The 23,121-nt window shown below is 75.6% G+C and carries 28 protein-coding genes; 9 read left to right on the top strand and 19 right to left on the bottom strand.

What is annotated here, in order from left to right; translation table 11 throughout:
- Nucleotides 1-215 precede the first annotated feature (215 nt).
- The 3 genes from QOZ88_RS23240 to QOZ88_RS01900 all read right to left on the bottom strand — a co-directional run bounded on the left by QOZ88_RS23240 (nt 216) and on the right by QOZ88_RS01900 (nt 2,037).
- On the bottom strand, nt 216-560 hold the full coding sequence (locus QOZ88_RS23240; protein WP_305998136.1) for a helix-turn-helix domain-containing protein: 345 nt from the start codon (nt 558-560) through the stop codon (nt 216-218).
- A 344-nt stretch (nt 561-904) separates the two neighbouring features.
- Complete coding sequence (proC, locus tag QOZ88_RS01905) at nt 905-1,723, bottom strand: pyrroline-5-carboxylate reductase (RefSeq protein WP_305998135.1); 819 nt, start codon at nt 1,721-1,723, stop codon at nt 905-907.
- A complete protein-coding gene (locus tag QOZ88_RS01900; RefSeq protein WP_305998134.1) occupies nt 1,720-2,037 on the bottom strand; it encodes a hypothetical protein in 318 nt (105 codons plus the stop codon). Before QOZ88_RS01900 ends, proC begins: the two co-directional genes overlap by 4 nt.
- Before the next feature lie 80 nt (nt 2,038-2,117).
- On the opposite strand from QOZ88_RS01900, the gene QOZ88_RS01895 reads away from it, so the two are divergent.
- Complete coding sequence (locus tag QOZ88_RS01895; protein WP_305998133.1) at nt 2,118-2,663, top strand: type 1 glutamine amidotransferase domain-containing protein; 546 nt, start codon at nt 2,118-2,120, stop codon at nt 2,661-2,663.
- Between the two features lie 7 nt (nt 2,664-2,670).
- Here the strand turns inward: QOZ88_RS01895 and QOZ88_RS01890 are convergent, their stop codons facing one another.
- On the bottom strand, nt 2,671-3,462 hold the full coding sequence (locus tag QOZ88_RS01890; protein WP_305998132.1) for a hypothetical protein: 792 nt from the start codon (nt 3,460-3,462) through the stop codon (nt 2,671-2,673).
- Nucleotides 3,462-4,406 (bottom strand): Ppx/GppA phosphatase family protein, encoded by a 945-nt coding sequence (locus QOZ88_RS01885; RefSeq protein ID WP_305998131.1) that lies wholly within the window; start codon nt 4,404-4,406, stop codon nt 3,462-3,464. The genes QOZ88_RS01890 and QOZ88_RS01885 overlap by 1 nt, the downstream gene beginning before the upstream one ends.
- Before the next feature lie 89 nt (nt 4,407-4,495).
- Here QOZ88_RS01885 and QOZ88_RS01880 point away from each other — a divergent pair, with 89 nt between their 5' ends.
- The gene (locus QOZ88_RS01880; protein ID WP_305998130.1) at nt 4,496-5,479 is read left to right on the top strand and encodes a hypothetical protein; all 984 of its coding nucleotides are present in this window, start codon (nt 4,496-4,498) and stop codon (nt 5,477-5,479) included.
- On the opposite strand, the gene QOZ88_RS01875 is transcribed toward QOZ88_RS01880, so the two are convergent.
- Nucleotides 5,363-6,448, bottom strand: coding sequence for a helix-turn-helix domain-containing protein (locus QOZ88_RS01875; RefSeq protein WP_305998129.1), 1,086 nt, complete (start codon nt 6,446-6,448; stop codon nt 5,363-5,365). The genes QOZ88_RS01880 and QOZ88_RS01875 overlap by 117 nt on opposite strands.
- An 81-nt stretch (nt 6,449-6,529) precedes the next feature.
- Here QOZ88_RS01875 and QOZ88_RS01870 point away from each other — a divergent pair, with 81 nt between their 5' ends.
- A complete protein-coding gene (locus tag QOZ88_RS01870; RefSeq protein ID WP_305998128.1) occupies nt 6,530-6,748 on the top strand; it encodes a hypothetical protein in 219 nt (72 codons plus the stop codon).
- Nucleotides 6,749-6,758: 10 nt separating this feature from the next.
- A complete protein-coding gene (locus tag QOZ88_RS01865) occupies nt 6,759-6,950 on the top strand; it encodes a DUF3072 domain-containing protein (protein ID WP_305998127.1) in 192 nt (63 codons plus the stop codon).
- Nucleotides 6,951-6,964: 14 nt separating this feature from the next.
- Here QOZ88_RS01865 and QOZ88_RS01860 read toward each other — a convergent pair whose 3' ends face one another.
- Together QOZ88_RS01860 and QOZ88_RS01855 are read right to left on the bottom strand one after the other, a co-directional pair.
- Nucleotides 6,965-7,654, bottom strand: a complete 690-nt coding sequence (locus QOZ88_RS01860; RefSeq protein WP_305998126.1) for a response regulator transcription factor — start codon at nt 7,652-7,654, stop codon at nt 6,965-6,967.
- Nucleotides 7,651-8,853, bottom strand: coding sequence for a sensor histidine kinase (locus QOZ88_RS01855; protein WP_305998125.1), 1,203 nt, complete (start codon nt 8,851-8,853; stop codon nt 7,651-7,653). Before QOZ88_RS01855 ends, QOZ88_RS01860 begins: the two co-directional genes overlap by 4 nt.
- Nucleotides 8,854-9,020: 167 nt before the next feature.
- Between QOZ88_RS01855 and phoU the strand changes: the two genes are divergently transcribed.
- Nucleotides 9,021-9,689, top strand: a complete 669-nt coding sequence (phoU, locus tag QOZ88_RS01850; RefSeq protein ID WP_305998124.1) for a phosphate signaling complex protein PhoU — start codon at nt 9,021-9,023, stop codon at nt 9,687-9,689.
- Nucleotides 9,690-10,158: 469 nt separating this feature from the next.
- On the opposite strand, the gene QOZ88_RS01845 is transcribed toward phoU, so the two are convergent.
- The 5 genes from QOZ88_RS01845 to mshA form a co-directional block, all read right to left on the bottom strand.
- Nucleotides 10,159-10,926 carry a phosphoglyceromutase gene (locus tag QOZ88_RS01845; protein WP_305998123.1) on the bottom strand — a complete coding sequence of 256 codons (768 nt, stop codon included), beginning with the start codon at nt 10,924-10,926 and terminating at the stop codon, nt 10,159-10,161.
- Between the two features lie 34 nt (nt 10,927-10,960).
- Nucleotides 10,961-12,211: an aminotransferase class I/II-fold pyridoxal phosphate-dependent enzyme gene (locus tag QOZ88_RS01840; RefSeq protein WP_305998122.1), complete on the bottom strand. Its 1,251-nt coding sequence runs from the start codon at nt 12,209-12,211 to the stop codon at nt 10,961-10,963.
- 99 nt (nt 12,212-12,310) lie between these two features.
- Nucleotides 12,311-13,903: an MFS transporter gene (locus QOZ88_RS01835; RefSeq protein ID WP_305998121.1), complete on the bottom strand. Its 1,593-nt coding sequence runs from the start codon at nt 13,901-13,903 to the stop codon at nt 12,311-12,313.
- Nucleotides 13,900-14,430, bottom strand: a complete 531-nt coding sequence (locus tag QOZ88_RS01830; protein ID WP_305998120.1) for a YbjN domain-containing protein — start codon at nt 14,428-14,430, stop codon at nt 13,900-13,902. The genes QOZ88_RS01835 and QOZ88_RS01830 overlap by 4 nt, the downstream gene beginning before the upstream one ends.
- Nucleotides 14,427-15,764: a D-inositol-3-phosphate glycosyltransferase gene (mshA, locus tag QOZ88_RS01825; protein WP_305998119.1), complete on the bottom strand. Its 1,338-nt coding sequence runs from the start codon at nt 15,762-15,764 to the stop codon at nt 14,427-14,429. The genes QOZ88_RS01830 and mshA overlap by 4 nt, the downstream gene beginning before the upstream one ends.
- Before the next feature lie 84 nt (nt 15,765-15,848).
- On the opposite strand from mshA, the gene QOZ88_RS01820 reads away from it, so the two are divergent.
- On the top strand, nt 15,849-16,655 hold the full coding sequence (locus tag QOZ88_RS01820) for an SDR family oxidoreductase (RefSeq protein WP_305998118.1): 807 nt from the start codon (nt 15,849-15,851) through the stop codon (nt 16,653-16,655).
- Nucleotides 16,656-16,810: 155 nt separating this feature from the next.
- On the opposite strand, the gene QOZ88_RS01815 is transcribed toward QOZ88_RS01820, so the two are convergent.
- Nucleotides 16,811-17,818 carry a UDP-N-acetylmuramate dehydrogenase gene (locus QOZ88_RS01815; RefSeq protein WP_305998117.1) on the bottom strand — a complete coding sequence of 336 codons (1,008 nt, stop codon included), beginning with the start codon at nt 17,816-17,818 and terminating at the stop codon, nt 16,811-16,813.
- Between the two features lie 34 nt (nt 17,819-17,852).
- Here QOZ88_RS01815 and QOZ88_RS01810 point away from each other — a divergent pair, with 34 nt between their 5' ends.
- Nucleotides 17,853-18,716: a class I SAM-dependent methyltransferase gene (locus QOZ88_RS01810; RefSeq protein ID WP_305998116.1), complete on the top strand. Its 864-nt coding sequence runs from the start codon at nt 17,853-17,855 to the stop codon at nt 18,714-18,716.
- 7 nt (nt 18,717-18,723) lie between these two features.
- Here the strand turns inward: QOZ88_RS01810 and QOZ88_RS01805 are convergent, their stop codons facing one another.
- On the bottom strand, nt 18,724-19,071 hold the full coding sequence (locus tag QOZ88_RS01805; RefSeq protein WP_305998115.1) for a cupin domain-containing protein: 348 nt from the start codon (nt 19,069-19,071) through the stop codon (nt 18,724-18,726).
- A 98-nt stretch (nt 19,072-19,169) separates the two neighbouring features.
- On the opposite strand from QOZ88_RS01805, the gene QOZ88_RS01800 reads away from it, so the two are divergent.
- Together QOZ88_RS01800 and QOZ88_RS01795 are read left to right on the top strand one after the other, a co-directional pair.
- Entirely contained in the window at nt 19,170-20,009 is an 840-nt protein-coding gene (locus tag QOZ88_RS01800) for a spermidine synthase (RefSeq protein WP_305998114.1), read from the top strand.
- Nucleotides 20,010-20,082: 73 nt separating this feature from the next.
- A complete protein-coding gene (locus QOZ88_RS01795; RefSeq protein ID WP_091931034.1) occupies nt 20,083-20,286 on the top strand; it encodes a PspC domain-containing protein in 204 nt (67 codons plus the stop codon).
- A 16-nt stretch (nt 20,287-20,302) separates the two neighbouring features.
- Here QOZ88_RS01795 and QOZ88_RS01790 read toward each other — a convergent pair whose 3' ends face one another.
- The 4 genes from QOZ88_RS01790 to QOZ88_RS01775 form a co-directional block, all read right to left on the bottom strand.
- Nucleotides 20,303-20,590, bottom strand: a complete 288-nt coding sequence (locus tag QOZ88_RS01790) for a DUF2516 family protein (RefSeq protein WP_091931033.1) — start codon at nt 20,588-20,590, stop codon at nt 20,303-20,305.
- Nucleotides 20,591-20,725: 135 nt separating this feature from the next.
- Nucleotides 20,726-21,502 carry a hypothetical protein gene (locus tag QOZ88_RS01785; protein WP_305998113.1) on the bottom strand — a complete coding sequence of 259 codons (777 nt, stop codon included), beginning with the start codon at nt 21,500-21,502 and terminating at the stop codon, nt 20,726-20,728.
- A gap of 35 nt (nt 21,503-21,537) precedes the next feature.
- The gene (locus QOZ88_RS01780) at nt 21,538-22,002 is read right to left on the bottom strand and encodes a helix-turn-helix domain-containing protein (RefSeq protein ID WP_305998112.1); all 465 of its coding nucleotides are present in this window, start codon (nt 22,000-22,002) and stop codon (nt 21,538-21,540) included.
- A gap of 87 nt (nt 22,003-22,089) precedes the next feature.
- The gene (locus QOZ88_RS01775; RefSeq protein WP_305998111.1) at nt 22,090-23,091 is read right to left on the bottom strand and encodes an asparaginase; all 1,002 of its coding nucleotides are present in this window, start codon (nt 23,089-23,091) and stop codon (nt 22,090-22,092) included.
- Nucleotides 23,092-23,121: the final 30 nt, after the last annotated feature.

Genomic DNA, 23,121 nt, shown 5'->3' with positions numbered 1-23,121 from the left:
TTCCCACGGTCACCCTCCGGGCGACACCGCGACCAACGGCCGTGCCCCTGTCGCGCTGAGCCGTTCCGTCACGCCTGCGCGGACCCCTCCGGGGCCCACTCGGCGCGACACTGCCGCGAGGCGCCGGCTCCCGTCGGGTGGAGCCGGCCCGTCACTCCTCGCGGGAGCCTCCGGCCCCCACTCGTCGCGACGCTGCAGGCGGAGCGGTGCGCCTCTCAGGCGATGTCGGTGTAGGCGTCGCGCAGGTAGTCCTGCACGGCGCGCTCCGGCACGCGGAACGAGCGGCCGACGCGGACGGCGGAGAGCTCACCGGCGTGGACGAGGCGGTACACGGTCATCTTGGAGACGCGCATCATCGAGGCGACCTCGGCGACGGTCAGGAAGGTGACGGCGGCGCGGGGGGCCGGGACGGTCGGGCGGCCGATCGGCATGGCGGCGGGGTGCTGGGCCGGCACGGGGCGGGCAACCGCCGCGGCGCTCATCGGGCGACCCATCTGACGGGGCATGGGCATCCCCGGACGGACGACGGTGGCGGCAGCGTGGCGCTGGGGCATGGTCATGTCTTCGTCTCCGGTACCTAGCTCGTGTCGTGGCGCCGGCTTCCCCACCGGCAACTGAACACGCACGCGCTGGTACTGAGAGTAAGGGGGCGGGCGTGACTGAAGCGATGGGTGAAACGAACAGGCGGACCGGTCCGTCCTAGGCAGAACTACACCTATGCAACACGGTGCACACGCGTTCCGGCGCGTTTCGCGACACGGTGAGAACTCAGTGACGCAGGGTGGTGCAGATCCGCGCCGATGTGCACTACCGTGTTCGCCCACTCACGCCCGGTGCGCGTCGACCTGTCGACACGGGAAGGCGCCGGCACCGCGTCCTGCCGTGTCGACGTCAGGACTTGTCGTCAGGTCGCGTCCCGGCCCAGCTCCACCGAGCGCGCGTGCGCCGCCTCGATCGCGGCCATGAGCGCCGCCCGGACGCCGTGCTTCTCCAGCTCCCGGATCGCGGCGATCGTCGTGCCACCGGGGCTGGAGACCGCCTCGCGCAGCTGGACCGGGTGCTCGCCGGAGTCGCGCATCATCACCGCCGCACCCAGCGCCGTCTGCACGATGAGGTCCGCGGCCAGCGCGCGCGGCAGCCCCAGCAGGATGCCCGCGTCGACCATCGCCTCGACCAGGTAGAAGAAGTAGGCGGGCCCGCTCCCCGACAGCGCGGTGACGGCGTCCTGCTGGGACTCCGGCACCCGGCGCACGCGCCCGACCGCCGCCAGCAGCGCCTCCGCCTCGTCCAGGTGCTCCTCCCCCGCGTGCGCACCGGCCGAGAGCACGCTCATGCCCTCGTCCACGAGCGCCGGGGTGTTCGGCATGACGCGCACGACCGGGACCCCGGGCGGGAGCGCCGCCTCGATGCGCGCCGTGGGCACGCCCGCGGCCACGGAGACCACCAGGTGCCCGTCGTCGACGTGCGCCGCGACCAGCCCCAGGAGCGTGTCGATGTCCTGCGGCTTCACCGCCAGCAGCAGCACCCGCGCCCGGGCCGCGGCGTCGGCGAGCCCCACCGCGGGGACCCCGTAGCGGTCGGTGAGCTCGGCGGCGCGCTGCGGGCTCCGCTCGACGACGAGGAGCCCGTCGGCCCCGCCGCGCCGGACGAGGCCGGACAGCAGCGCCTCGCCGATCTTGCCGCCGCCGACGATGGCCAGGCCGCGGCGGCCGGTCGCGGTCACGGCCGCACCACCGCGACGGGCAGCTGCCCGCGGACGGCGTGGCCGGCGGCGGGCAGGCGGCGCTGCTCCTCGGTCGGTTCTCCCCAGGGCATGACGGGCTCCCAGCTGTCGGGCGCGCGGTCGTCCCGGGCCGCGCGCTCACCGGTGACGGCGATCGGTCGTGGGTCGACGGCCGGCTCCCCGTCGCCCGCCGTCCGGACGTCGAGGCACCGGACGGCCGCCGGCCCGGCGGCCGGGCCGACCACGTCCCCGGCACCCCGCGCGGCGCCCACGGGAGGCAGCGAGGCGCGGCGGGCACGCGGACGGACGGGCACGCCCGAAACCGTAGTGCTCCGGCGTGTGCCGGCTCCGGGCACCGGGTAGCGCCGCCGTCATGGCAGGAGAACTGGATGGGATGAGGGTGGCCGTGCTGGCCACCGACGGTGTGGAGCAGGTCGAGTTGGACCGCCCCTGGCAGGCGCTCGAGGAGGCCGGCGCCGAGCCGGAGCTGGTGTCGTTCTCGACGGGGACGATCACCGCCTACGACCACATCGACAAGGGCGAGCGGCGCACGGTCGACACCGACCTCGGCTCGGCCGACCCCGACGACTACGCGGCCCTGGTCCTGCCCGGCGGCGTCATCAACGGGGACTTCGTGCGCGCGGACGCCGATGCGGTGACCTTCGTGAAGGCGTTCTTCGACGCGGGGAAGCCGGTGGCCGCGATCTGCCACGCCCCGTGGGTGCTGATCGAGGCCGGTGTGGTCCGCGGCCGCCGGATGACCTCCTGGCCCTCGCTGCAGACCGACCTGCGCAACGCGGGCGCCGACTGGGTGGACGAGGAGGTCGTGGTCGACGGCAACCTGGTGACCAGCCGCAAGCCCGACGACCTCGACGCCTTCGGGGCGGCGATCGTGGAGGAGTTCGCCCCGTCGCGCGACGCCGAGCCGGCCGACGCCTGACCGGCGGTCAGGAGGTCGCGAGGAGCGTCGCCGCCGGGGCGATCGTGAGCAGGGTGCCCGCGAACACCAGGACGGCGAGCAGGCGGACACCCACCGGTTCGGTGCCCTGGCGCTCGCGCCACAGGTTCACCCCGGCCACGAGCCCGGTGACGGCCAGCGGGGCCAGGAACACCGCCAGGTGCGGGATCAACTCCCAGAGCACGGTGGCGGCGAAGTAGATGCCGACCCCGGCCGCGAGGGCGATGACCAGCTCGCCGGCGAAGCGGAGCCAGGCCAGCGCGCTCTCGCGCGGGGTGGCGTCGAGGTCGGCGTCGTCCGCCCGCACCACGGGGATCGGCCCGGTGGACGGCACGCCGTCTCGAGGGGCTGCCCCGGCCGCTGTCGCCCCGCGGGCGGGCCGGCGGGTGGTCGTGCGCTGCGCACCGGCCGCCTCCGCCGCCTCGGCGGGGCGCCGGAGCGGCGGCACCGGACCGGAGGGATGCGGGACCCCGGGCTTGCGGTCGGGCCGCAGCCCCGGGATCGCGGCGGTCACGGGGTCGGCGGCCCGGCCGGCCGACCGGCTGCCCCGCGCGGCCGCGGGCGCCGGCTCGGGGACCTGCAGGTCGCTGCGGCGCCGGCCGTAGCCGGTCCGGTCGGCGCCGGCGTCGGCGTCGGCGCGCCGCTGGCGGATGCCCGTGTCATCGTCGTCGTCGGAACGCCGGCGTCGGGCGGTGCGGGCGGCGGACTCGATGCCGGCCTCGCGCAGGATCTCGGCGAGCGAGCGTCCTCCCGTGTCCGGGTTCCAGTCCGGTTCGGCCATCACGCCCCTCCCAACGAGTCCAGCCGGCGGAGGATGACTCCCTCGCGCAGCGCCCACGGACAGATCTTCACGCACCGTACGTCCAGCGCACGCAGAGTTGCGGCAGCGACAACCGCTCCAGCGGGAACCTGGTGTGCGCGGTCGGGCGAGACCCCTCGGAGCTCGGCCAGGGCCGAGCTCTCGATCCGCGAGATGAAGCCGACGAGCTGCCCCAGCCCGTCGGCGGTGAGCTCGCGCGGCACCTGCAGCCCCGCCGAGTAGGGGGCGGCGCCGGTCAGGCGGGCGAGGGTGCGGAAGGTCTTGCTGGTGGCTGCCACCAGGTCCGGCGTCCCGACGTCGCGGAGCTTCTTCGCAGCCGGCTCGATCAGCGCGTCGGCGTACTCCGCGAGTTCGTCGAGCGCCGCCAGATCCGGCCGTCCGCCCCGCTGCGCCCCGGGCAGGAAGCGCCGGGTCATGCGACCGGCGCCGAGCGGCAGGGACAGGGCGACGTCCGGGTCCTCGTCGACGCCGCTGGCGAGCTCGAGCGAGCCGCCGCCGATGTCGAAGACCAGCAGCCGCCCCGCGCTCCAGCCGAACCACCGGCGGACGGCGAGGAAGGTCAGCCGGGCCTCGTCCTCACCGCTGAGGACCTGCAGTTCGACGCCGGTCCGCTCCCGGACGCGGTCGAGCACCTCGAGGCCGTTGGCCGCATCGCGGATGGCGGAGGTGACCATCGCGAGCAGTTCCTCGCAGCCCTGCTTCTCGGCCTGCTCGCAGGCGTTCTGCACCGCCCGCAGGAGCGCCTTCTCCCCCGCCTTGGACAGCAGCCCGTCGTCCCCGATCTGCTCGGCGAGCCGCAGCAGCCAGCGGTCGTCGTGCATCGGCGTGGGGTGCGCACCGCGGTGGGCGTCCACCACCAGCAGGTGCACCGTGTTCGAGCCGACGTCCAGCACACCCAGCCGCATGCGGCCGATTCTGCCGGACGACACCCTGCCGGGCCCCACCGCGAGGCGGTGAGCGGAGCGGGAGCAGGGGGTCCTTCTACGCTGGCCCGGTGGAGAACGAGCCCCCCGACGAGGTCGCCCCCGACTTCGCCCGGGAGTGGGTGGAGTTCCCCGACCCGGCCGATCCCGGGCACGTCGTCCGCGCCGACCTGACCTGGCTCACGTCGGCGTGGACCTGCGTGTTCGGCCGAGGCTGCGCGGGGGTGGTCGAGGGGCGTGCGGACGACGGTTGCTGCAGCCACGGCGCGTTCTTCACCGACGAGGACGACCTGCACCGGGTCACCGCCGCGGTGGCCGACCTGACCGACGAGGACTGGCAGCTCGCCCGCGTCGGACGCGGCTCGTGGACCGAGGAGGACGACGCCGAGGAACCGGAGGACGGGCGCACCGCCGAGGAACCGGAGGACGGGCGCACACCCGAGGAACCGGAGGACGGGCGCACACCCGAGGAACCGGAGGACGGGCGCACCGCCGGGGAACCGGAGGACGGGCGCACCGCCGGGGAACCGGAGGACGGGCGCACCGCCGACGACGCCGGCGGACCCGTGCGGTCGCTGCGGACCCGCGTGGTGGACGGCGCCTGCGTCTTCCTCAACCGCCCCGGCTTCGCCGGCGGAACGGGGTGCGCGCTGCACCGGATGGCGCTGCGCACCGGGCTGCACCCCCTCACGACCAAGCCGGACGTCTGCTGGCAGCTGCCGGTGCGCCGCGAGCAGGAGCACGTGGACCGCCCCGACGGCACGCGCGTGCTGGTGTCGACGATCGGCGAGTTCGACCGGCGCGGGTGGGGGCCCGGCGGCCACGACCTGCACTGGTGGTGCACCGGCTCCCCGACCGCGCACGTCTCCCCCGAACCGCTGGTCGAGACCTACGCCGCGGAGCTGGTCGCGCTGCTGGGGGGCCCGGCGTACGACGAGCTACGCCGGCTGGCCGAGCTGCGGCTGGACCAGGGCCTGGTCGCCCCGCACCCGGCCAGCCCCGCCCTCGCCGGGCCGGTGCCCGTCCAGCTGCACCGGCGCCGCCCCGAGGCGTGACACCGCACCGGTCCGGAAGGTCTGCCGGTAGGCCCGGGGGGAGACCCCGCGCCGGCGGGTGAACTGCTCGCGGAGCCCCGCCGCCGTCCCGAACCCGACCAGCCGGGCGATCTCCTCGACCGGGGCGTCGCTGTTCTCCAGGAGCTCCTCGGCCGCCGCCAGCCGCTGCGCGAGCAGCCAGGCGTGCGGCGTCGTGCCGGTGGTGGCCTTGAACCGCCGGGCGAAGCTGCGCGGGCTCATCAGCGCCCGCCGGGCGAGGACGTCGACGGAGAGGTCCTCGGCGAGGTGGTGGCCGGCCCACTCCAGCACCAGGCCGAGCAGGTCGTCGGAGCAGGCGGGGACGGGCGCGTCGATGAACTGCGCCTGCCCGCCGTCGCGGTGCGGCGGGACGACCATCTCCCGGGCCAGCGCGTTCGCCGCGGCGGCGCCCCACTCCCGGCGGACCAGGTGCAGCAGCGCGTCGACGCCGGCCGCCGTGCCCGCTCCGGTGAGGATGCGCCCGTTGTCGACGTAGAGCACCGCCGGGTCGACGTCGAGCTGCGGATAGCGGGCGGCGAGCTCGCCGGCGTAGCGCCAGTGCGTGGTCACGCGCATCCCGTCGAGCAGACCGGTGGCGGCCAGGGCGAAGACGCCCGTGCAGTGGCTCACCAGGATCGCGCCCCGGGCGTGGGCGCGCCGGAGCGCGTCCAGCAGCGCCGGTGACGGCAACCGGTCGACCACCTCCCAGGCGGTCACCAGCACGATGTCGGACCGGTCCAGCCGGTCGAGGCCGTGCTCGACGAGGATGCCGATGCCGGTGTCCGTGCGCAGGACGCCCGGGTGCTCGGCGACCAGCGCGAAGTCGAAGCGGGGCAGGCCGATCTCCGGGCGCTCGTAGCCGAACACCTCGTTGCTCACCCCCAGCCCGAAGCTGGCGACGAGGCCCTCGCCGACGACGAGGCTGACCACGAGCGGGCGTCCCTCTGCCATGGGCACACTATGGCAGAAACGCTGCGGTAGCGGTCACTCCTGCCACTCGTGCGGGCGGGCGGCCGGCGCCAGGCTTCTCCCATGTTGCTGATCACGTGCCCCGTCACCAGGACCGACGAACTGGTCGCCGACCGGCGCATCCGGTCGGTCACCAACCACCCGACGCACATCGCGCTGCACGTGGAGTGCCCCGCCTGCGGCGCGGTCCACGCCTACCCGACCGGCCGCCGGTGGGAGGCGACGCGGGCCGCCCGCGCCGCCGCACCCGTCCGGCAGGCGCCCGAGCTGCACCCGGCCTAGCATCGAACACATGAGCGAACCGAACGCTGCCGACCAGACGACCGAGAAGGACCCGGACGACTGGGTGACCGGCGACGAGCCCGCCACCGGCGCCCAGAAGAGCTACCTCGAGACGCTGGCCCGGGGTACCGACGAGGAGATCCCCGACGACATCTCGAAGGCCGACGCGTCCAAGAGGATCGACGACCTCAAGGACGACTGACCGGGGCGGTCCGCCTAGGCCTCCAGCTTGTAGCCCAGGCCCCGCACCGTGAGCAGGTACTTCGGGTTCGCGGGGTCGGGCTCCAGCTTGGCCCGCAGCCGCTTGACGTGGACGTCGAGGGTCTTGGTGTCGCCCACGTAGTCCGACCCCCACACGCGGTCGATCAGCTGGGCCCGGGTGAGCACGCGGCCGGCGTTGCGGAGCAGGAACTCCAGCAGGTCGAACTCCTTGAGCGGCAGGGCGACCTGCTCGCCGTCGACCGCGACCACGTGCCGCTCGACGTCCATGCGGACCGGCCCGGCGACCAGCACGCCGCCCTCGGCGGGGGCGGCGTCGGCCGCCTCCCCCCGGCGGCGCAGGACCGCCCGGATGCGGGCGACGAGCTCCCTCGCCGAGTACGGCTTGGTCACGTAGTCGTCGGCGCCCAGCTCGAGGCCGACGACCTTGTCGATCTCGGCGTCCTTGGCCGTCAGCATGATGATCGGCACGTTGCTGCGGGCGCGGAGCATGCGGCAGACCTCCGTCCCGGGCAGGCCGGGGAGCATGAGGTCGAGCAGCACGATGTCGGCCCCGCCGCGGTCGAACTCCGCCAACGCGTCGGGCCCGGTGGCGGCCACGACGGTCTCGAACCCCTCCCGCCGCAGCATGTAGGACAGTGCGTCGGAGAAGGACTCCTCGTCCTCGACGACCAGGACTCGGCTCATGGGTGCTCGTTCTCCCGATTCTGCGTTGCGGAGGCGGACGACTCCGCCGCCGGGTTCTCGGCGGGACCGGCGAGCGGGATGCGCAGGGTGAAGGTCGACCCCAGCCCCTCCTCGCTCCAGACCGTCACCGAACCACCGTGGTTGCTGGCGACGTGCTTGACGATGGCGAGCCCCAGCCCGGTTCCCCCGGTGCTGCTCGCGCGGGACTGGTCCACCCGGTAGAAGCGCTCGAACACCCGGTGCCGGTCGGCCCGCGGGATGCCGATGCCGCTGTCGGTCACGGCGATCTCCGCGAACCCCGACCGCGCGCGGGCCGCGACCGCGACCCGGCTCTTCCCCGTGCTGTAGGCCACCGCGTTCGCGAGCAGGTTGGTGACCGCGGTGACCAGCTGGCCCTCCACCCCGCGCACCACGAGGCCCGGTTGCCCGCCGACCACGATCTCCAGCTCCTTGGCGCGGGCGGCGGTGCGCGTGCGGTCGACCGCCTCGCCGAGCACCCGGTCCACGTCCACGGGCACCAGCTCGGGCAGCGGCTCGCCGCCCTGCAGCCGGGAGAGGTCGATCAGCTCGCGCACGAGCCGGCCCAGCCGGTCGGCCTCGTGGGCGATCCGCGCCGCGAAGCGCTGCACCGCCTCCGGGTCGTCGGCGGCGCCCTCGATCGCCTCGGCGAGCAGGGCGAGGGCCCCCACCGGCGTCTTCAGCTCGTGGCCGACGTTCGCCACGAAGTCGCGGCGCACGGCCTCGACCCGCCGCGCCTCCGTGACGTCCTGCAGCACCAGCGCGATCGGCCCCGCGGGCGTGCCCGCGCCGCTGTCGAGCCGCACGCCGTGCACGCCGACCAGCCGCGGCCCCGCGCCGACCAGGTCGCCGGGCAGCCGGACGTCGGCCCGCCGGGTGCCACCGCTGCGCACCGCCCGGGCCAGCGTGAGCAGCTCGGGCACCAGCAGCCGGGTGCCCCGGACGATGCCCAGCGCGCGGGCCGCGGGATTGACCAGCAGCACGGCGTCGTCGATGCCCACCACGACCAGGGCGGGGTCCATCAGGTCCACGAGCCGACGCGCCAGCGCTGCCTCGGGCAGCGGGACGGACCCGCCGTCGAGGGGGTGGCGCCCCAGGTCGGGGCGGGAGCGGATGATGACGGTGGCGGCCACCACCCCACCCAGGAGGAGGCCGACCACCAGGGCGACCAGTGGACTCACGGCCCAGATGCTAGGTGCGCGGCGGCGAGGCACCATGATCCGGCGAGAGGTTCACCGCTCGGACGGGTCACTGTTCACCGGCGGGTGGGCCGGAGTTCACCCCGCAGCGGCCGGATCGGTCCCGGCCGCGCCTACTGTCGCCGGGTAATCACGACGAGAGGACGACCGTGCGGGACAGCTACCACGAGGAACTCGACGACATCAACGCCTGCCTGGTGGAGATGGCCAACTCCGTGGGCTCGCAGATGAGCACGGCCACGACGGCGCTCCTGGACGCCGATGTCGCCCTGGCCGACCTGGTGATCGCCGGCGACGACCAGATCGACGCCACCCGCGAGAACATCGAGCAGCGCACCTTCACGCTGCTCGCCCGGCAGCAGCCGGTGGCCGGCGACCTGCGCACCATCACGACCGCCATGCGGATCGTCGCCGACCTCGAACGGATGGGCGACCTGGCCGCGCACATCGCCAAGGTGGCGCGCATGCGGTTCCCCGACCACGCGGTGCCGCAGGAGGTGCGGCCGGCCTTCCTCGAGGCGGGCAACGTGGCGGAGCTGCTCATCACGAAAACCGCGACGGTCATCGCCAAGCGCGACGTCGAGGCCGCCCAGGAGCTCGAGACCGACGACGATGCGATGGACCAGATCCACCGCGGGCTGTTCCGCCAGCTGCTGAGCGAGGACTGGCCGCACGGCATCGAGTCGGCCATCGACATCACGCTGCTGGGCCGCTACTACGAGCGCTTCGCCGACCACGCGGTCAGCGTCGCCCGCCGGGTCTGCTACCTGGTCACCGGCGAGCGCTACGACTCTGCAGTCTCGTCATCCTCCGGATGACACCGCGGCCGTGACACCGCCGTCCTCCGGACGGCACCGCGGCCGGGAGCCGTTCCCCGGTGACGGTGAGCCCTTCCCTGCGACGACTCGGGGAACGCTCCGCGCCCCCGCTCGCCGACGCGCCTCGCGGGGAGGTCGAGGACGCCTCAGCCGGCGGAGCGGGCGGCAGCGGTGCTGCGCGACCCCTGTGGTGCGCGGAGAGGACACGTCTGACCGCACCACCGGACGTGGCGCCGCGGGCCCGCGCGGGGGGGGGGGGGGGGGGCCGGGGGGGGCCGCCCCGGCACCCCGGAGAGGACCCGCCGGACCGAACCACCGGACGTCCCGCCGCGGCACGCCGCGGCTGGATGTCCGGTGGCCCGGCTCGACCCGGCTCGCCTCAGCCGGTGGAGAGGTCCAGCCGTCAGCCGTTGGCCCGCATCCGCCCGGCGGGTCCAGCGCTTCCTCGGGGACCCTTCGGGCCCCCTCGTCAGCGCTTGCCCTGGTTCTTGACCGCCTCGATGGCGGCCGCCGCGGCGTCGGGGTCGAGGTACTCGCCCCCGGCCTTCACCGGCCGCAGGTCGTCGTCGAGGTCGTAGCGCAGCGGCACACCGGTCGGGATGTTGAGCCCGACCACCTCGTCGTCACCCATGCCGTCGAGGTGCTTCACCAGCGCCCGCAGGCTGTTGCCGTGGGCGGCGACCAGCACGGTCTGCCCGAGCCGCAGGTCGGGGACGATCGCGTCGTACCAGTACGGCAGCATCCGCACGACGACGTCGGCGAGGCACTCGGTCGCCGGGCGCGCCTCCGGCGGCAGGAACGAGTAGCGGGCGTCGCCGTCCTGGGCGAACTCGCTGCCCGGCTCGATGGGCGGCGGCGGGGTGTCGTAGGACCGCCGCCAGGTCATGAACTGCTCCTCGCCGTACTCGGCGAGCGTGGCGGCCTTGTCCTTGCCCTGCAGCGCGCCGTAGTGCCGCTCGTTGAGCCGCCAGGAGCGCTTCACCGGGATCCACTGCCGGTCGGCCTCGTGCAGCGCCAGCTCGGCGGTCATGATCGCCCGGCGCAGCAGCGAGGTGTGCGAGACGTCGGGCAGCAGCCCGTGCTCGGCCATCAGGCGTCCGCCGCGGGCGGCCTCCTCGCGCCCCTTCTCGGTGAGCGGGACGTCCACCCAGCCGGTGAAGAGGTTGGCTTTGTTCCACTCGCTCTCGCCGTGGCGGAGCAGCACCAGGGTTCCCGTGGAGGTCGTCACGGCGATCATCCTGCCCGACGGCGTCCCGGCGGGCAGCGGAGCGTCAGGCGAGCACCATCTCCCGCTCGCCGTCCCGCGCCCAGCGCACCGCCTCGGCGACCACCTCGGCGGCCTCGCGCAGCTGCGCGTCGATGTGCGTCGCCATGACGGTCAGCCGCAGCACGCCCTTGCCGCGGGGCACGGCCGGGTAGGCCACCGCGTTCGTGTAGACGCCGGCGTCGAAGCTCGCCCCCCACGCCGCAGCGGTGACCGCCTCGCTGCCGGTCGGCACCGCCAGGACGGCGCCGCGGCCGGGCACCGGCGCCGCTCCCGCCTCGGCCAGGGCCCCCCGCAGCAGCTCCCCGTTGTGCTGCAGCCGGGCCAGCCGCTCGGGCTCGGTGCGGAGGATGCGCAGCGCGGCGAGGGCGGCGGCCACCGACGCCGGGTCGTTCGCGGCGCTGAAGACGTAGGGCATGGCGCCGGCGCGGATGCCGTCGGCGGCGGCCCGAGAGGTCATCACCGCGCCGCCGACGCTGGCCAGCGACTTGCTGAGGGCGACCGTCACCGCGTCGACGCGGTCGAGCACGCCCACCTGCTCGGCTGCGCCGCGCCCACGGGCGCCCAGGACGCCGAGCCCGTGCGCCTCGTCGACCACGAGGCGGGCGCCGTACCGCCGGCACAGCTCGGTGATCCCGGCGAGCGGCGCGAGCTCACCGGTCATCGAGTAGACACCGTCGACGACGACGACGGCCCCCGCCCGCGGGTCGAGGCGCTCCAGCCGGCCGGCGAGGGAGTCCAGGTCGTTGTGCCGCCAGCGCACGACCGTGCCACGGCTGGCCGCCGCAGCGGCGTGCAGGCTGGCGTGCACGTGGGCGTCGACGAGCAGCACGTCGTCGGGGCCGCAGACCGTCGACAGCAGCGCCAGGTTGGCGTTGACGCCCGAGGAGGTGAGCACCGCCGCCTCCGTGCCGTAGAGGTCGGCGAGCTCGGCCTCGAGCTCCAGGTGGAGGGCGGTGGTCCCGTTGAGCACCCGGCTGCCCGACGCGCTGGTGCCGTAGCGGCGCAGGGCGGCGCCGGCCGCCTCCATGACGCGCGGGTCGCCCGCGAGCCCGAGGTAGTTGCCGGTGCCCAGGTTGATGCGCGCCCGGCCGTCGGCGTAAGTGGTCACCGGCAGGGGGGCACCGCCGGTGGGGACGGCGTGGGTGGCCACGCCCGTGCGGGTGTGCTCGCGGAAGAGGGCGGCCAGCGGGTTCTGCAGCAGCGGGGCGAAGGGGTCGCGTCGCCCCGTGCCCGGGTGGTGGGCATGGTCGGGCACGGGGGACTCCCTCCGGTTCGGCGCGGGGAGTCCCGCTCGCGTCGCGCGCCAGCCTGGGCGGCGGACCCGCCGTCGTCAACTCTCCGTTGCCCCATCGGGTCAGTGCGTGACCGACGGCACCCGCTTCGGCCGGCCGGGCAGCCAGATCAGCACCACCACCGCCGCGACGAGGGTGGCCGTGGCGGTGCCGATCGCCGTCAGGTGCATCGCGGTGACGAAGGCGTCGCGGGCCGGGTCGACCACCGCGGCGGCGGCGCGGGCCACCTCCGGCGTCCCCTCGGCCTGCGCGCGCCGCACGGCGTCCAGCGTCGCGACGACCGACTGCCGGGCGTCGTCACGCGCTCCGGCCGGCAGCCCGTCCGCCGCGGAGCCCAGCTGCGCCGAGTAGGTGGCGGCGAGCAGCGAGCCCAGGATCGCGACGCCGAGGGCGCCACCCACCTGCCGCACGGAGTTGTTGACCGCGGCCCCGGCGCCGGCCTTCTCCCGGGGCACGACGGACATGATCGACTCGGTCGCGGGAGCCATCACCGCGCCCATGCCGAGCCCCTGCACCGAGAGGACCAGCAGCAGCAGCCAGACCGGCGAGGTGAGGTCGAGCAACTGCACGCCGAGGAACGACAGGGTGATGAGCAGGAAGCCGGTCGCGCAGACGGCCTTGGCCCCGAACCGCTCGGCCAGCCCGGAGCTCCGGGGCGCCATGAGCGCCATGCCGAGCGCCACGGGGATCAGCGCCGCGCCGCTCTGCAGCGGCGAGTAGCCACGCACGCCCTGCAGGTAGAACACCAGGTAGAACGTGGCGCCGAGGAGCGCGAAGAAGTTCAGGCCCAGGGCCGCCGCGGCGGCGGAGAAGGCCGGGTTGCGGAACAGCGAGACGTCGAGCGCCGGGTGGGCCGACCGGCGCTGCAGCCAGACGAAGAGCGCCAGCAGGATCAGGCCGCCCAGCAGCGGCACGAGGACGCCCGGCGTGGTCCACCCCGCGCCGCCCCCGCCGTGGATGATGCCGTAGACGAGGCCGGCGAGCGCGGCGATCGACAGCAGCACGCCCGGCAGGTCCAGCCGGCCCGGGGAGGGGTCCTTCGACTCCGGGACGAAGGCGAGCACGGCGACGATGCCGAGCACCGCCACGGGGACGCCGACGAGGAAGACCGCGCCCCACCAGAAGTGCCCCAGGACCGCACCGCCGGCCAGCGGGCCACCCGCGACGGCGATCCCCGCCGTCCCCGCCCAGACGCCGATGGCGCGCCCGCGCTCGCGGGGCGGGAAGACGTTGGTGATGACGGCGAGCGTCGTGGGCTGGACCGCCGCCCCGCCGATGCCCATCGCCGCCCGCCAGGCGATCAGCTCCAGGGGGCTGTCGCTCAGTGCGGCGAGCACCGACCCCACGGCGAAGATGCCCAATCCGATGAGCAGCACCCGCCGGCGGCCGATCCGGTCGCCGATGACGCCCCAGGTGAACAGCAGGCCGGCGAACACGAGGATGTAGGCGTCGACGACCCACTGCAGCTCGCCCTGGCTGGCGTCCAGCTCCCGCTGCAGCGTCGGGAGGGCGACGTTGAGGATCGTGTTGCCCATGATCACCACGAGCAGGCAGATCGTCATGGTGGCCAGCACCCACCAGCGGCGGGCGTACCCGGGAGGCAGCTCGTCGCCGGGCGCCACCGCGCCCGGCCGGGACCTGTCGGTCGCCGTCACGCCCTGCTGTCGGGGTCGGCGCCGGAGCGGCGGCTGGGATCGGCGAAGGCCGCGAAGGCCTCCAGGTTGCGCAGGGACTCCCCGCGCTTGACCCGCCAGTCCCACTCCCGGCGGATCGACGTGCCGAACCCGATCTCCAGCATCGTGTTGAAGTGGTCGTCGGCGTAGCTGAGGACCGACCCGAGCAGCCGGTCGAGCTCCTCGGGCGTGACGGCGGCGTGCGGCAGCCGGCCGGTCAGGTAGACGTCGCCCACGGAGTCGATCGAGTACGCGACCCCGTACATGCGCGCGTTGTGCTGGAGCAGGTAGGTCCACAGCTGCTCGCGGTTCTCGTCGGGCTGGCGGCAGACGAACGCCTCCACCCGCAGCGCGTGGTCCCCCACGATCAGGCCGCACACCGTCTTCAGCTTCTTGGTCCCCGGCAGGTCCACCAGCCAGGTGCCCGGCCGCGGGTGCTCGTGCACCAGCTCGGTGTCGCGCAGCGTCCGGTCGATGACGGCGTCGAGCTCCTCCACGGTCCGGCTCACCGGGCCACCCCCATCCCGGGCAGGGCCCGGAGCCGCCCGGGCCGGCGGTCCCGCAGCGGGCGGGCCTGCGGTGCGGCCATCTCGGCGGCCGCGGAGGTGTAGGCCGCGACGAGCGCATCGGCGGTGCGGTCCCAGGAGAACGCGGCCGCGTGCCGGCCGGCGCCGGCGGCGAGGAGCTCGCGGCGGGCGAGGACCGCGCGGACCGCAGCGGCGTAGTCGTCGGCGCGGTGGCCGTCGACGAGCACCCCGGAGACGCCGTCGCGCACCGCCGTCGGCAGGCCGCCCACGGCCGCCGCGACGACCGGGGTACCGCAGGCCTGCGACTCGAGGGCGACCAGCCCGAACGACTCGTTGTGGCTGGGCACGACCGTCACGTCCGCGGCGCGGTAGAACTCGGCCAGCCGGGCGGGCGGCTGGGGCGGGTGGAACCGCACCACTTCGCCGATGCCGAGGGACCGGGCGAGCTCCTCCAGCTGGCGGGGGGCGTCCAGGCCGCTGCCGCTGGGCGCGCCCACCACGTGCACCTGCAGGCGGGCCCGCAGCGCCGGGTCGTCGGCCAGCATGCGGGCGGCGGTGTGCAGCAGCACGTCGGGGGCCTTCAGCGGCTGGATGCGCCCGACGAAGAGCAGGACGACGGCGTCGTCGCGGACGCCGACGGCGCGGCGGGCGGCGGCCCGGCTGCCCGGTGCGAACCGGTCGAGGTCGACCCCGGGCGGGACGACGAGGGTGCGCGCGGGATCGGCGCCGTAGAGGCGCACGAGCTGGCGGGCCTCCTCGTCGGTGTTGGCGATCAGCCGGTCGGCCTCGGCCACGACCTGCTCCTCGCCGATGACCCGCGCGCGCGGCTCGGGCCGGTCGCCGTCGGCCAGCGCCTCGTTCTTGACCTTGGCCAGGGTGTGCGCGGTGTGCACCAGCGGCACGCCCCACCGGTCGCGCGCCAGCCAGCCGACCTGCCCGGAGAGCCAGTAGTGCGAGTGGACGACGTCGTAGTAGCCCGGTTCGTGCTGCGCCTCCGCGCGCAGGACCGCCGCGGTGAAGGCGCAGAGCTGGGCGGGGAGCTCATCCTTGCCCAGGCCCTCGAACGGCCCGGCGCTGACGTGCCGCACCGTGGCGCCCGGGCTCACCTCCACCACCGGGGGCAGCTCGCTGGAGGTGGCCCGGGTGAAGACGTCGACCTCGATGCCGCGGGCGGCCAGCCGGCGGGACACCTCGACGATGTAGACGTTCATGCCCCCGGCGTCGCCCGCCCCGGGCTGGTCCAGCGGGCTGGTGTGCACCGACAGCGTCGCGACGCGCGCCGGGCGGCCGGGTGCGGGGAAGCGGCGAGCGGGCACCACGGACCTCCGCTCTGCTCTGCGAGGGCCCCCGACCAGCACCCCTGTCGGTCCTCCATCTTGCAACAGCGCCAGGATGGGGGCATGTCAGGTACCTCACCCTCGGTCGCCGCGGGGGCCGGCCAGCTGCCCGGTACCGGCCGCACCGCCGTCGTCACCGGTGCCTCGAGCGGGATCGGGGCGGCGACGGCCCGGCGGCTGGCGGCCGAGGGCTTCGACGTCGTCGTCGGCGCCCGCCGGCTGAACCGGCTCGAGGCGCTCGCCGCGTCCATCGGGGGCCGCGCCCTCCCCCTGGACGTCACCGAGCCCGCGTCCGTGGCGGCGTTCACGGCCGCGCTCGACCGGGTCGACGTGCTGGTCAACAACGCCGGCGGGGCCTTCGACGCCGCGCCCGTGGCCGAGGCGGACCTCGACTCCTGGGCGCGCACCTACGAGGTCAACGTGCTCGGCACCGTGCGCCTGACCAAGGCCCTGCTGCCGAAGCTGCGCGCGTCCGGCGCGGGGGACGTCCTGTTCGTGGGGTCCACCGCCGGCCTGGTCTCCTACGAGGGCGGCGCCTCCTACACCGCCGCCAAGCACGGGGTGCACACGCTGGCCGAGACGTTGCGGCTGGAGCTCTGCGGGGAGCCGGTGCGGGTGATCGAGACCGCCCCCGGGATGGTGCGGACCGAGGAGTTCTCGCTCAACCGGACCGGCTCGCAGGAGCGGGCCGACGCCGTCTACCGCGGGGTGCGCGAGCCGCTGGTGGCCGAGGACGTCGCCGACTGCATCGCGTGGGCGCTCACCCGCCCGCACCACGTGAACGTCGACCTGCTCGTGGTGCGGCCGCGCGCGCAGGCCGCCCAGCACAAGGTTCATCGCGATCCTCCGGATCGCACCGCGGCCAGGTAGCGTCCCCGTCCGCCGCTGAGCCGCTTCGTCGCGCCTACGCGCACCCCTCCGGGGCCCACTCGGCGCGACCAGACTGCGCCGACCGTGAGCGCACCTGCTCAGTTCTGGCGTGGATCCCTGCGCATCTGCGCACACCGTCGGGCGGCAGGGTCCGGTCAGGGGCGGACGGCGGTGGGTTCGCGGTCCAGGGTGACGCCGAACCGCTCCTCGACCGCGGCCACGACCTTCCCGGCGAAGGCGAGCAGCTCCGCCGCCGTCGCGCCGTCCTCGGTCGTCAGCGCCAGGCTGTGCCGCGACGACGTCCCCACCCGCCCGTCGCGGGTGCCGCGGCCGAAGCCGGCGTGCTGCACCAGCCAGGCGGCGCTGAGCTTGACCGCCCCGTTCCCGGCCGGCCAGCTGGGGCAGCCCTCGACCGCCCGGTCGGCGGGCACGATCGGGTTGGTGAAGAACGACCCGGCGCTGCGCGAGTCGGGGTCGGCCGGATCCCACACCATGCCCTTGCCGCGGCGCAGCGCCAGGACGGCATCGCGGACGGCGGCCAGCGGCGCGGTCTCCCCCACCTCGATGCCGAGGCTGCGGGCCAGCTCCGCGTACCCGACCGGGCGCGACAGCTCGCCGGGGTGCAGCGCGAACCCCACCTCCAGGACGACGAAGCGGCCGGGCTCGCGCTTGAGCCGGCTGTCGCGGTAGGCGAACCCGCACTCGGCCGGCGCGAAGGTGCGCTCGGCCTTCTCGGCGCGGTCGTACACCCGCACGGCGGTGATGGTCTGCGCGACCTCCTGGCCGTACGCGCCGACGTTCTGCACCGGCGTCGCCCCCGTGGAGCCGGGGATGCCCGAGAGCGCCTCCACGCCCGCCAGCCGCTCCTCGACGGTGTGCGCGACCAGGGCGTCCCAGTCCTCCCCCGCCTGCACGGTGAGGGCGTCGCCGCTGCGCTCGATGCCCCGGGACCGGACGGCGACGACGTCGCCCGGCCACCCCTCGTCGGGGGCGATGAGGTTGGAGCCGCCGCCGAGGAGCAGCAGCGGGCGGCCGGACTCGTCGGCGTCGCGGACCGCCGCCACCAGCTCGGCGGCCGTCTCGACCTCGATCAACCGGTCGGCGGCACCACCCACGGCCAGGGTGGTGAGCTCCGCGAGGGGGACGTCGGATCGCACCTGCACGGCTCGACGGTAGCCGGGGCTAGCCTGTGACCCCGTGAACGAGCCGGGCGACGAGCACAAGCGCCGGGCCTCGCTGTCCCCCCAGCCGCAGCGCCGGGCGCCCCGGCTGGCCGCCGGGCGGGCACGCGCGCTGGGCCTGCCCACCCGCGGCACCACCAACGCCAACCGGCTGCGCCGGGTCGACCGGTGGCTGCTGGCCACGCAGGTCCCCCGGCTGCGGGACGCCGCCCGCCCGCTCGTGGTCGACCTCGGCTACGGCTCCTCCGCCGTCACCACGCTGGAACTGGTCGAGCGCCTCGGCCCGGAGGTCGACGGCCTGGAGGTCGTGGGGCTGGAGATCGATCCCGACCGGGTGGCCGCCGTGGCCGCCGACCGCGCCCCCCCGCGGGTGGACTTCCGGGTGGGCGGGTTCGAGCTCGCGGGGCTGCGCCCGGTTCTCGTGCGCGCCTTCAACGTGCTGCGCCAGTACGACGAGGAGTCCGCCGCCCGCGCCTGGGACACGATGCGCGGGGCGCTGGCGCCGAGCGGCCTGGTCGTCGAGGGCACCTGCGACGAGTGGGGACGCCGCTCGGCCTGGGTGGCGCTGGACGCCGACGGCCCGCTCACCCTCACCCTCGCGGCGCGGGTCTCCGACATCGCGACGCCGTCCGACCTCGCCGAGCGGCTGCCCAAGGCGCTGATCCACCACAACGTGCCCGGCCAGCCGGTCCACGAGTTCCTCCGCGCCTTCGATGCCGCCTGGGCCGCCGCCGCCGGCATGGGCACCTTCGGCCCGCGCCAGCGCTGGACGGCGGCGGTCGGGGGCCTGAGCGAGCAGGGCTGGCCGCTGGTGGGCTCCAGCCGGCGCTGGCGGCAGGGCGAGGTCACCGTGCGGTGGTCGGCGGTCGCGCCCGTCTGACCGGGCCTCAGCCCTCGTCGGGCACCGGCGCGGCCGGGCTCTCGACCACCACGGCGACCATCCCGGCGTCCGATCCGCTCTCGTGCAGCTCACCGGGCTCCCACAGGACGGCGTCCCCGGCGGCCAGCGGCACCCGCACGCCGTCGGCGCCGGCCGCCCACCCCTCGCCGGAGACCACCGCGAACAGCTGCCAGAGGCGGGTCTCGTGCCGGCCCACGACCGCACCGGCCGCGAAGGTCGCCAGGTGCACGGCGAAGCCGGACACCGGTTCGAGCACCCGGGCCGGCGCGACCATGGACACGCCACGGCTGCCGAAGGCGGTGATCTCCCGCGGGGAGAGGCGGACCCGGCGCACGCCCGGGACGGTAGCCACTCAGGCCTGCCCACGGCAGCGGGTGCGACCATGACCCCGATGTCAGCGGGGACGGCCGTGCGCCGGACGGGGACGGCACGGTGAGGACACCTCCGGGCCCGGTCCCCGTCGACGGCGGCACCGCCGAGCTGCTCGCCGACGCCGACCGCGACGGCTCGTGGGTGCTGATGCTGAACGACACCCCGCAGTCGCACGTGGACCTGGCCGACCCGGCGCACCTGGAGTTCGAGTACGTCCGCCGGATCGGGCACGTGCTGGACACCGCGGCCGAGCCCGGCGCCCCGCTCGACGTGTTCCACCTCGGCGGCGGGGCGCTGACGCTCCCCCGCTACGTGGCGGCCACGCGCCCCGGGTCCCGCCAGCGGGTGGCCGAGATCGACCAGCCGCTCACCGACCTGGTTCGCGCGCACCTGCCGCTGCCGCGGTCGGCCCGGGTGCGGGTGCGGGCCGCCGACGCACGGGAGGCGCTCGCCGCGCTGCACCCGGCCAGCGCCGACGTCGTCATCACCGACGTGTTCGCCGGCGCCCGCACGCCGGCCCACCTCACGACCGTCGAGTTCGCGGCGGAGGTCGCGCGGGCGCTGCGGCCCGGCGGCGTCTGCGCGGCCAACGTCGCCGACGGGCCGCCGCTGCGCTTCGCACGCGGCCAGGTCGCCACGCTGCGCACCGCATTCCGGCACGTCTGCCTGCTGGCCGAACCGGGCGTCCTCCGGGGCCGGCGGTTCGGCAACCTGGTCGCCGTCGCGTCCGATGCGGAGCTGCCGCTGGCGGAGCTCAGCCGCGCGTGCGCCCGCGACCCGATGCCGTCGCGCGTGGTCGACGGCGACGAGCTGGACCGTTTCACCGGCAACGCCCCGCCGGTCCCGGACGCCGACGCCGAACCCTCGCCCGAGCCACCCGCCGGCGTGTTCGGCCGCTGACCACCCGACCGGCTGCGGCGCCCGACCGCCGCGCCGGCCGGTCGGACCCGGCCCGCCGCCCTAGGCTTCACTCATGACGACGCCTTCGACGCACCGGCTGCGCCGGGACACCCGCCACAAGATGGTCGCCGGCGTCTGCGCCGGGATCGCCCGGCGCTACGGGCTCTCGCGCAGCGGCCTGCGCGTGGCCTTCCTGATCTCCTGCGTGCTCCCCGGCCCGCAGTTCGTGGCCTACCTGCTGCTCTGGGTGGTCATGCCGGCCGACGACCGGCGCTGAGCCCCGCGGGCGGCCGCTACCAGGTGTTGTCGCGGCGCATCCCGCCCACGGCGGGACGCACGTCGACCAGGTAGACGATCGCCGCGATGACGGCGGGCAGGCCGAGCAGCGACAGCGGGGTCTTCTGCCAGAAGATGATGAGCAGGGCCAGGCCGGTGATCGCCGCCCAACCGGGCTTGGTGAGCTTGCCGGCGGCCACGTACCCCGCGGCAGGCCGGATGAGGGCGTCGACGAACGCCCACGCGGTCAGCCCCAGGGAGGCCCAGTAGAGGCCGAGCAGCAGCCACCCGTCGAACAGACCCATGCCCGCCAGCCTACTCGCGGCCCGCGCCCTTCCGGGCCGGGCGAGCGGCCGACTCGCCCGGAAGGGCGGCGGACGCGACAGGGCCCCGGAGCGCTGGTGAACAGCTCCGGGGCCCTGGTCGGTGGTGCCGTGGCGTCAGTTCTTCTTGGCGGGCACGGCGGTCGGGTCGGCCGGCTTGGCCGTGCGGGCCCGGGTCACGCGGGCCGAGGTGGACCGGGCCGGCGACTTGCGGGCGGCGGGGGTGCTCTTCTTGGCCGTCGTCCGGCGCTTGGGGGGCGCGACGGCCTCCTCGGCGGTGGCCTTGGCCGCCCCGGCGGCGTCCTCGACCTCGGCCTCGGCCTTCGCGGCGACCTTGGTCGCCTTCGCGGCGGTCTTCTGCGCCACCGAGGTCACCTCGTTGGAGGCCTCGACGACGGCCTCGGCGCCCTCCTCGAAGACGTCCTCGAGGCGCTCCTCGACGGTGTCGACGGCCTCCTCGGCGCGGCGCACGATGCGGCGGACGCCGGGCTGGCGGCGCAGGTCCTCGACGACGACGGCGCCGCGCCCGGCCAGCGTCTCCACGGTGGCGATCGCCTGGGTGCGGGCGGTCCCGACCAGGCCGGCGACGGTGCTGCGCAGCGCCTCGGGACGGGCCGCGACGGCCAGCTGGTGCGCCGTGGTGCGGGCGGTGCCGGCGGCCTCGGCGGCCCGGGTGCGGGCCTCCTTGACGGCGAGGTCGGCCTGCACCTGCGCCTCGCCCGGCAGCGCCTCGGCGGTGCTGCGGAACTGCGCGACGACGGTGCGGGCGCGCTCGACGGCCAGGTCACCGGCGCCGACGAAGGCCAGCAGCGGGGTGCGGGCCTGCTCGGCCAGGGTGCGGCCCTGGGCCACGGCGAACTCGCCGTACTGCTTCACGGTCTGGGTGGGGGTCATGCCGGACTCCTCGGGAGTGGGAGATGGGGGGATGGTCAGCTGACGGCCGGGGACGAGGCCCGGTGCTCGCGGACGTAGGTCTCGTAGAGCTCGAGCAGGACGGCCTTGTGCCGCTCGGAGAGCGCGTCGTCGGAGCGGATCGCCGCCACGGTGTCCGGGTTGCCGGAACGCCGGTCGAGGATCCCCGCCTGCTCGTAGAGCGTCTCGGCCGAGATCTTCAGGCCCCGGGCGATCGACGCGAGGATCTCCGCCGACGGCTTGCGGAGGCCTCGCTCCACCTGGGACAGGTAGGGGTTGCTGACACCCGCGGTGCGGGCCAGCTCGCGCAGCGAGACGCGCGCGGCGTTGCGCTGCTCGCGGATGAAGTCGCCCACCGACGAGCCGACCGTCGAGACGCCGGGGGCGTCCGCGACGGAGTCCGCGACGCTGCCGGCGACCCGGTCCACCGTGGAACGGACCGTGGTCACCTGCTCGCGGACGAACTCACCGGGGGTCTGCACGCCTTCGACGGTAGCCCCGCGTGCTAGCTCTTGCAAGCGGAGCGGCTAGCACCCGGGCGTGATCGCGCCCACACCGGGGAGCGCAGGTCAGGCGTCCAGCGCCGCTGACTCCCGGACCTCGCCGACGACGCCGTCGCCCCCGGGGACGGGCGTGCGCGCCCAGGGAGCAAGCACCTCCGCGGGGACGCCGAGCCGGCGCAGCCCGGCCGCGAGCGCCGGCGTGCGCCCGCGGTCGCCGCCGTCGTCGAGCTTGAGCGCCACGGCGCCCGCCCCGGGCAGCGCCGAGACGTGCACGCCGTCGGCACCGCCCTTCACCAGCAGGCCGGGAACCGCGCGCATCAGGTCGGTGTCCTCCCGGCCGGTGCCGGCGACGAACCACGGGTGGGCCCGCATCGCGTCGGCCACCGCCCGGTCGCGCGAACCCTCGGGCGCCTGGACGAGCGAGAGCACGCCGCGGGCCAGCCCGGTGAGCGAGAGGGCGTGCTGCGGCGCACCGCAGCCGTCGACGACGACCGCCGCCACCGGCTCGCCGGCCGCCTCGCCCAGCCGCGCCTCGATCGCCTCCTGCAGGGGGTGGTCCCGCTCCAGGTAGCCCGCCGTCGGCCAGCCGGCCGCCACGCACGCCGAGAGCATCGCGGCGTGCTTGCCCGAGCAGTTCATGGCCAGGCGTTCCGGGGCGCGCCCGGCGACCAGCCAGGCCGCCTTCGTCGCCTCGTGCGAGGGCAGCGCCGGGGGGCAGCCGAGGTCGTCGGGGCCGAGACCGACGGCGGCGAGCATCCCCGCGGCCAGCTCCCGGTGCCCGTCCTCGCCCACGTGGGAGCCGGCGCCGATCGCCAGTTCCTCACCCGAGCGTGGCGCCCAGCCGGCCGCGAGCAGCGCCGTCGCCTGCACCGGCTTGTTCGCCGAGCGGGGCAGCACCGGCCGCGCGACGTTCCCGGCGCCGGCGAGCACCTCCCCGTCCGCACCGAGGACCACCACCGACCCGCGGTGCACCGACTCGAGGAACCCCGACCGCCACACCTCGACCAGCACCGGGTTGTCGGGCCACGGGGAGGTGGCGACAGCGTCGCCGGCTGCGGTCTCGGCCATGCCTCAGGGTCCCATGCCGCTCCCGCGCGG

Source organism: Blastococcus carthaginiensis (assembly GCF_030731085.1).
Taxonomy (GTDB): Bacteria; Actinomycetota; Actinomycetes; order Mycobacteriales; family Geodermatophilaceae; genus Blastococcus; species Blastococcus carthaginiensis.
Note: the sequence above shows the minus strand (reverse complement) of the source record. Positions and strands in the feature narration are given on the sequence as shown.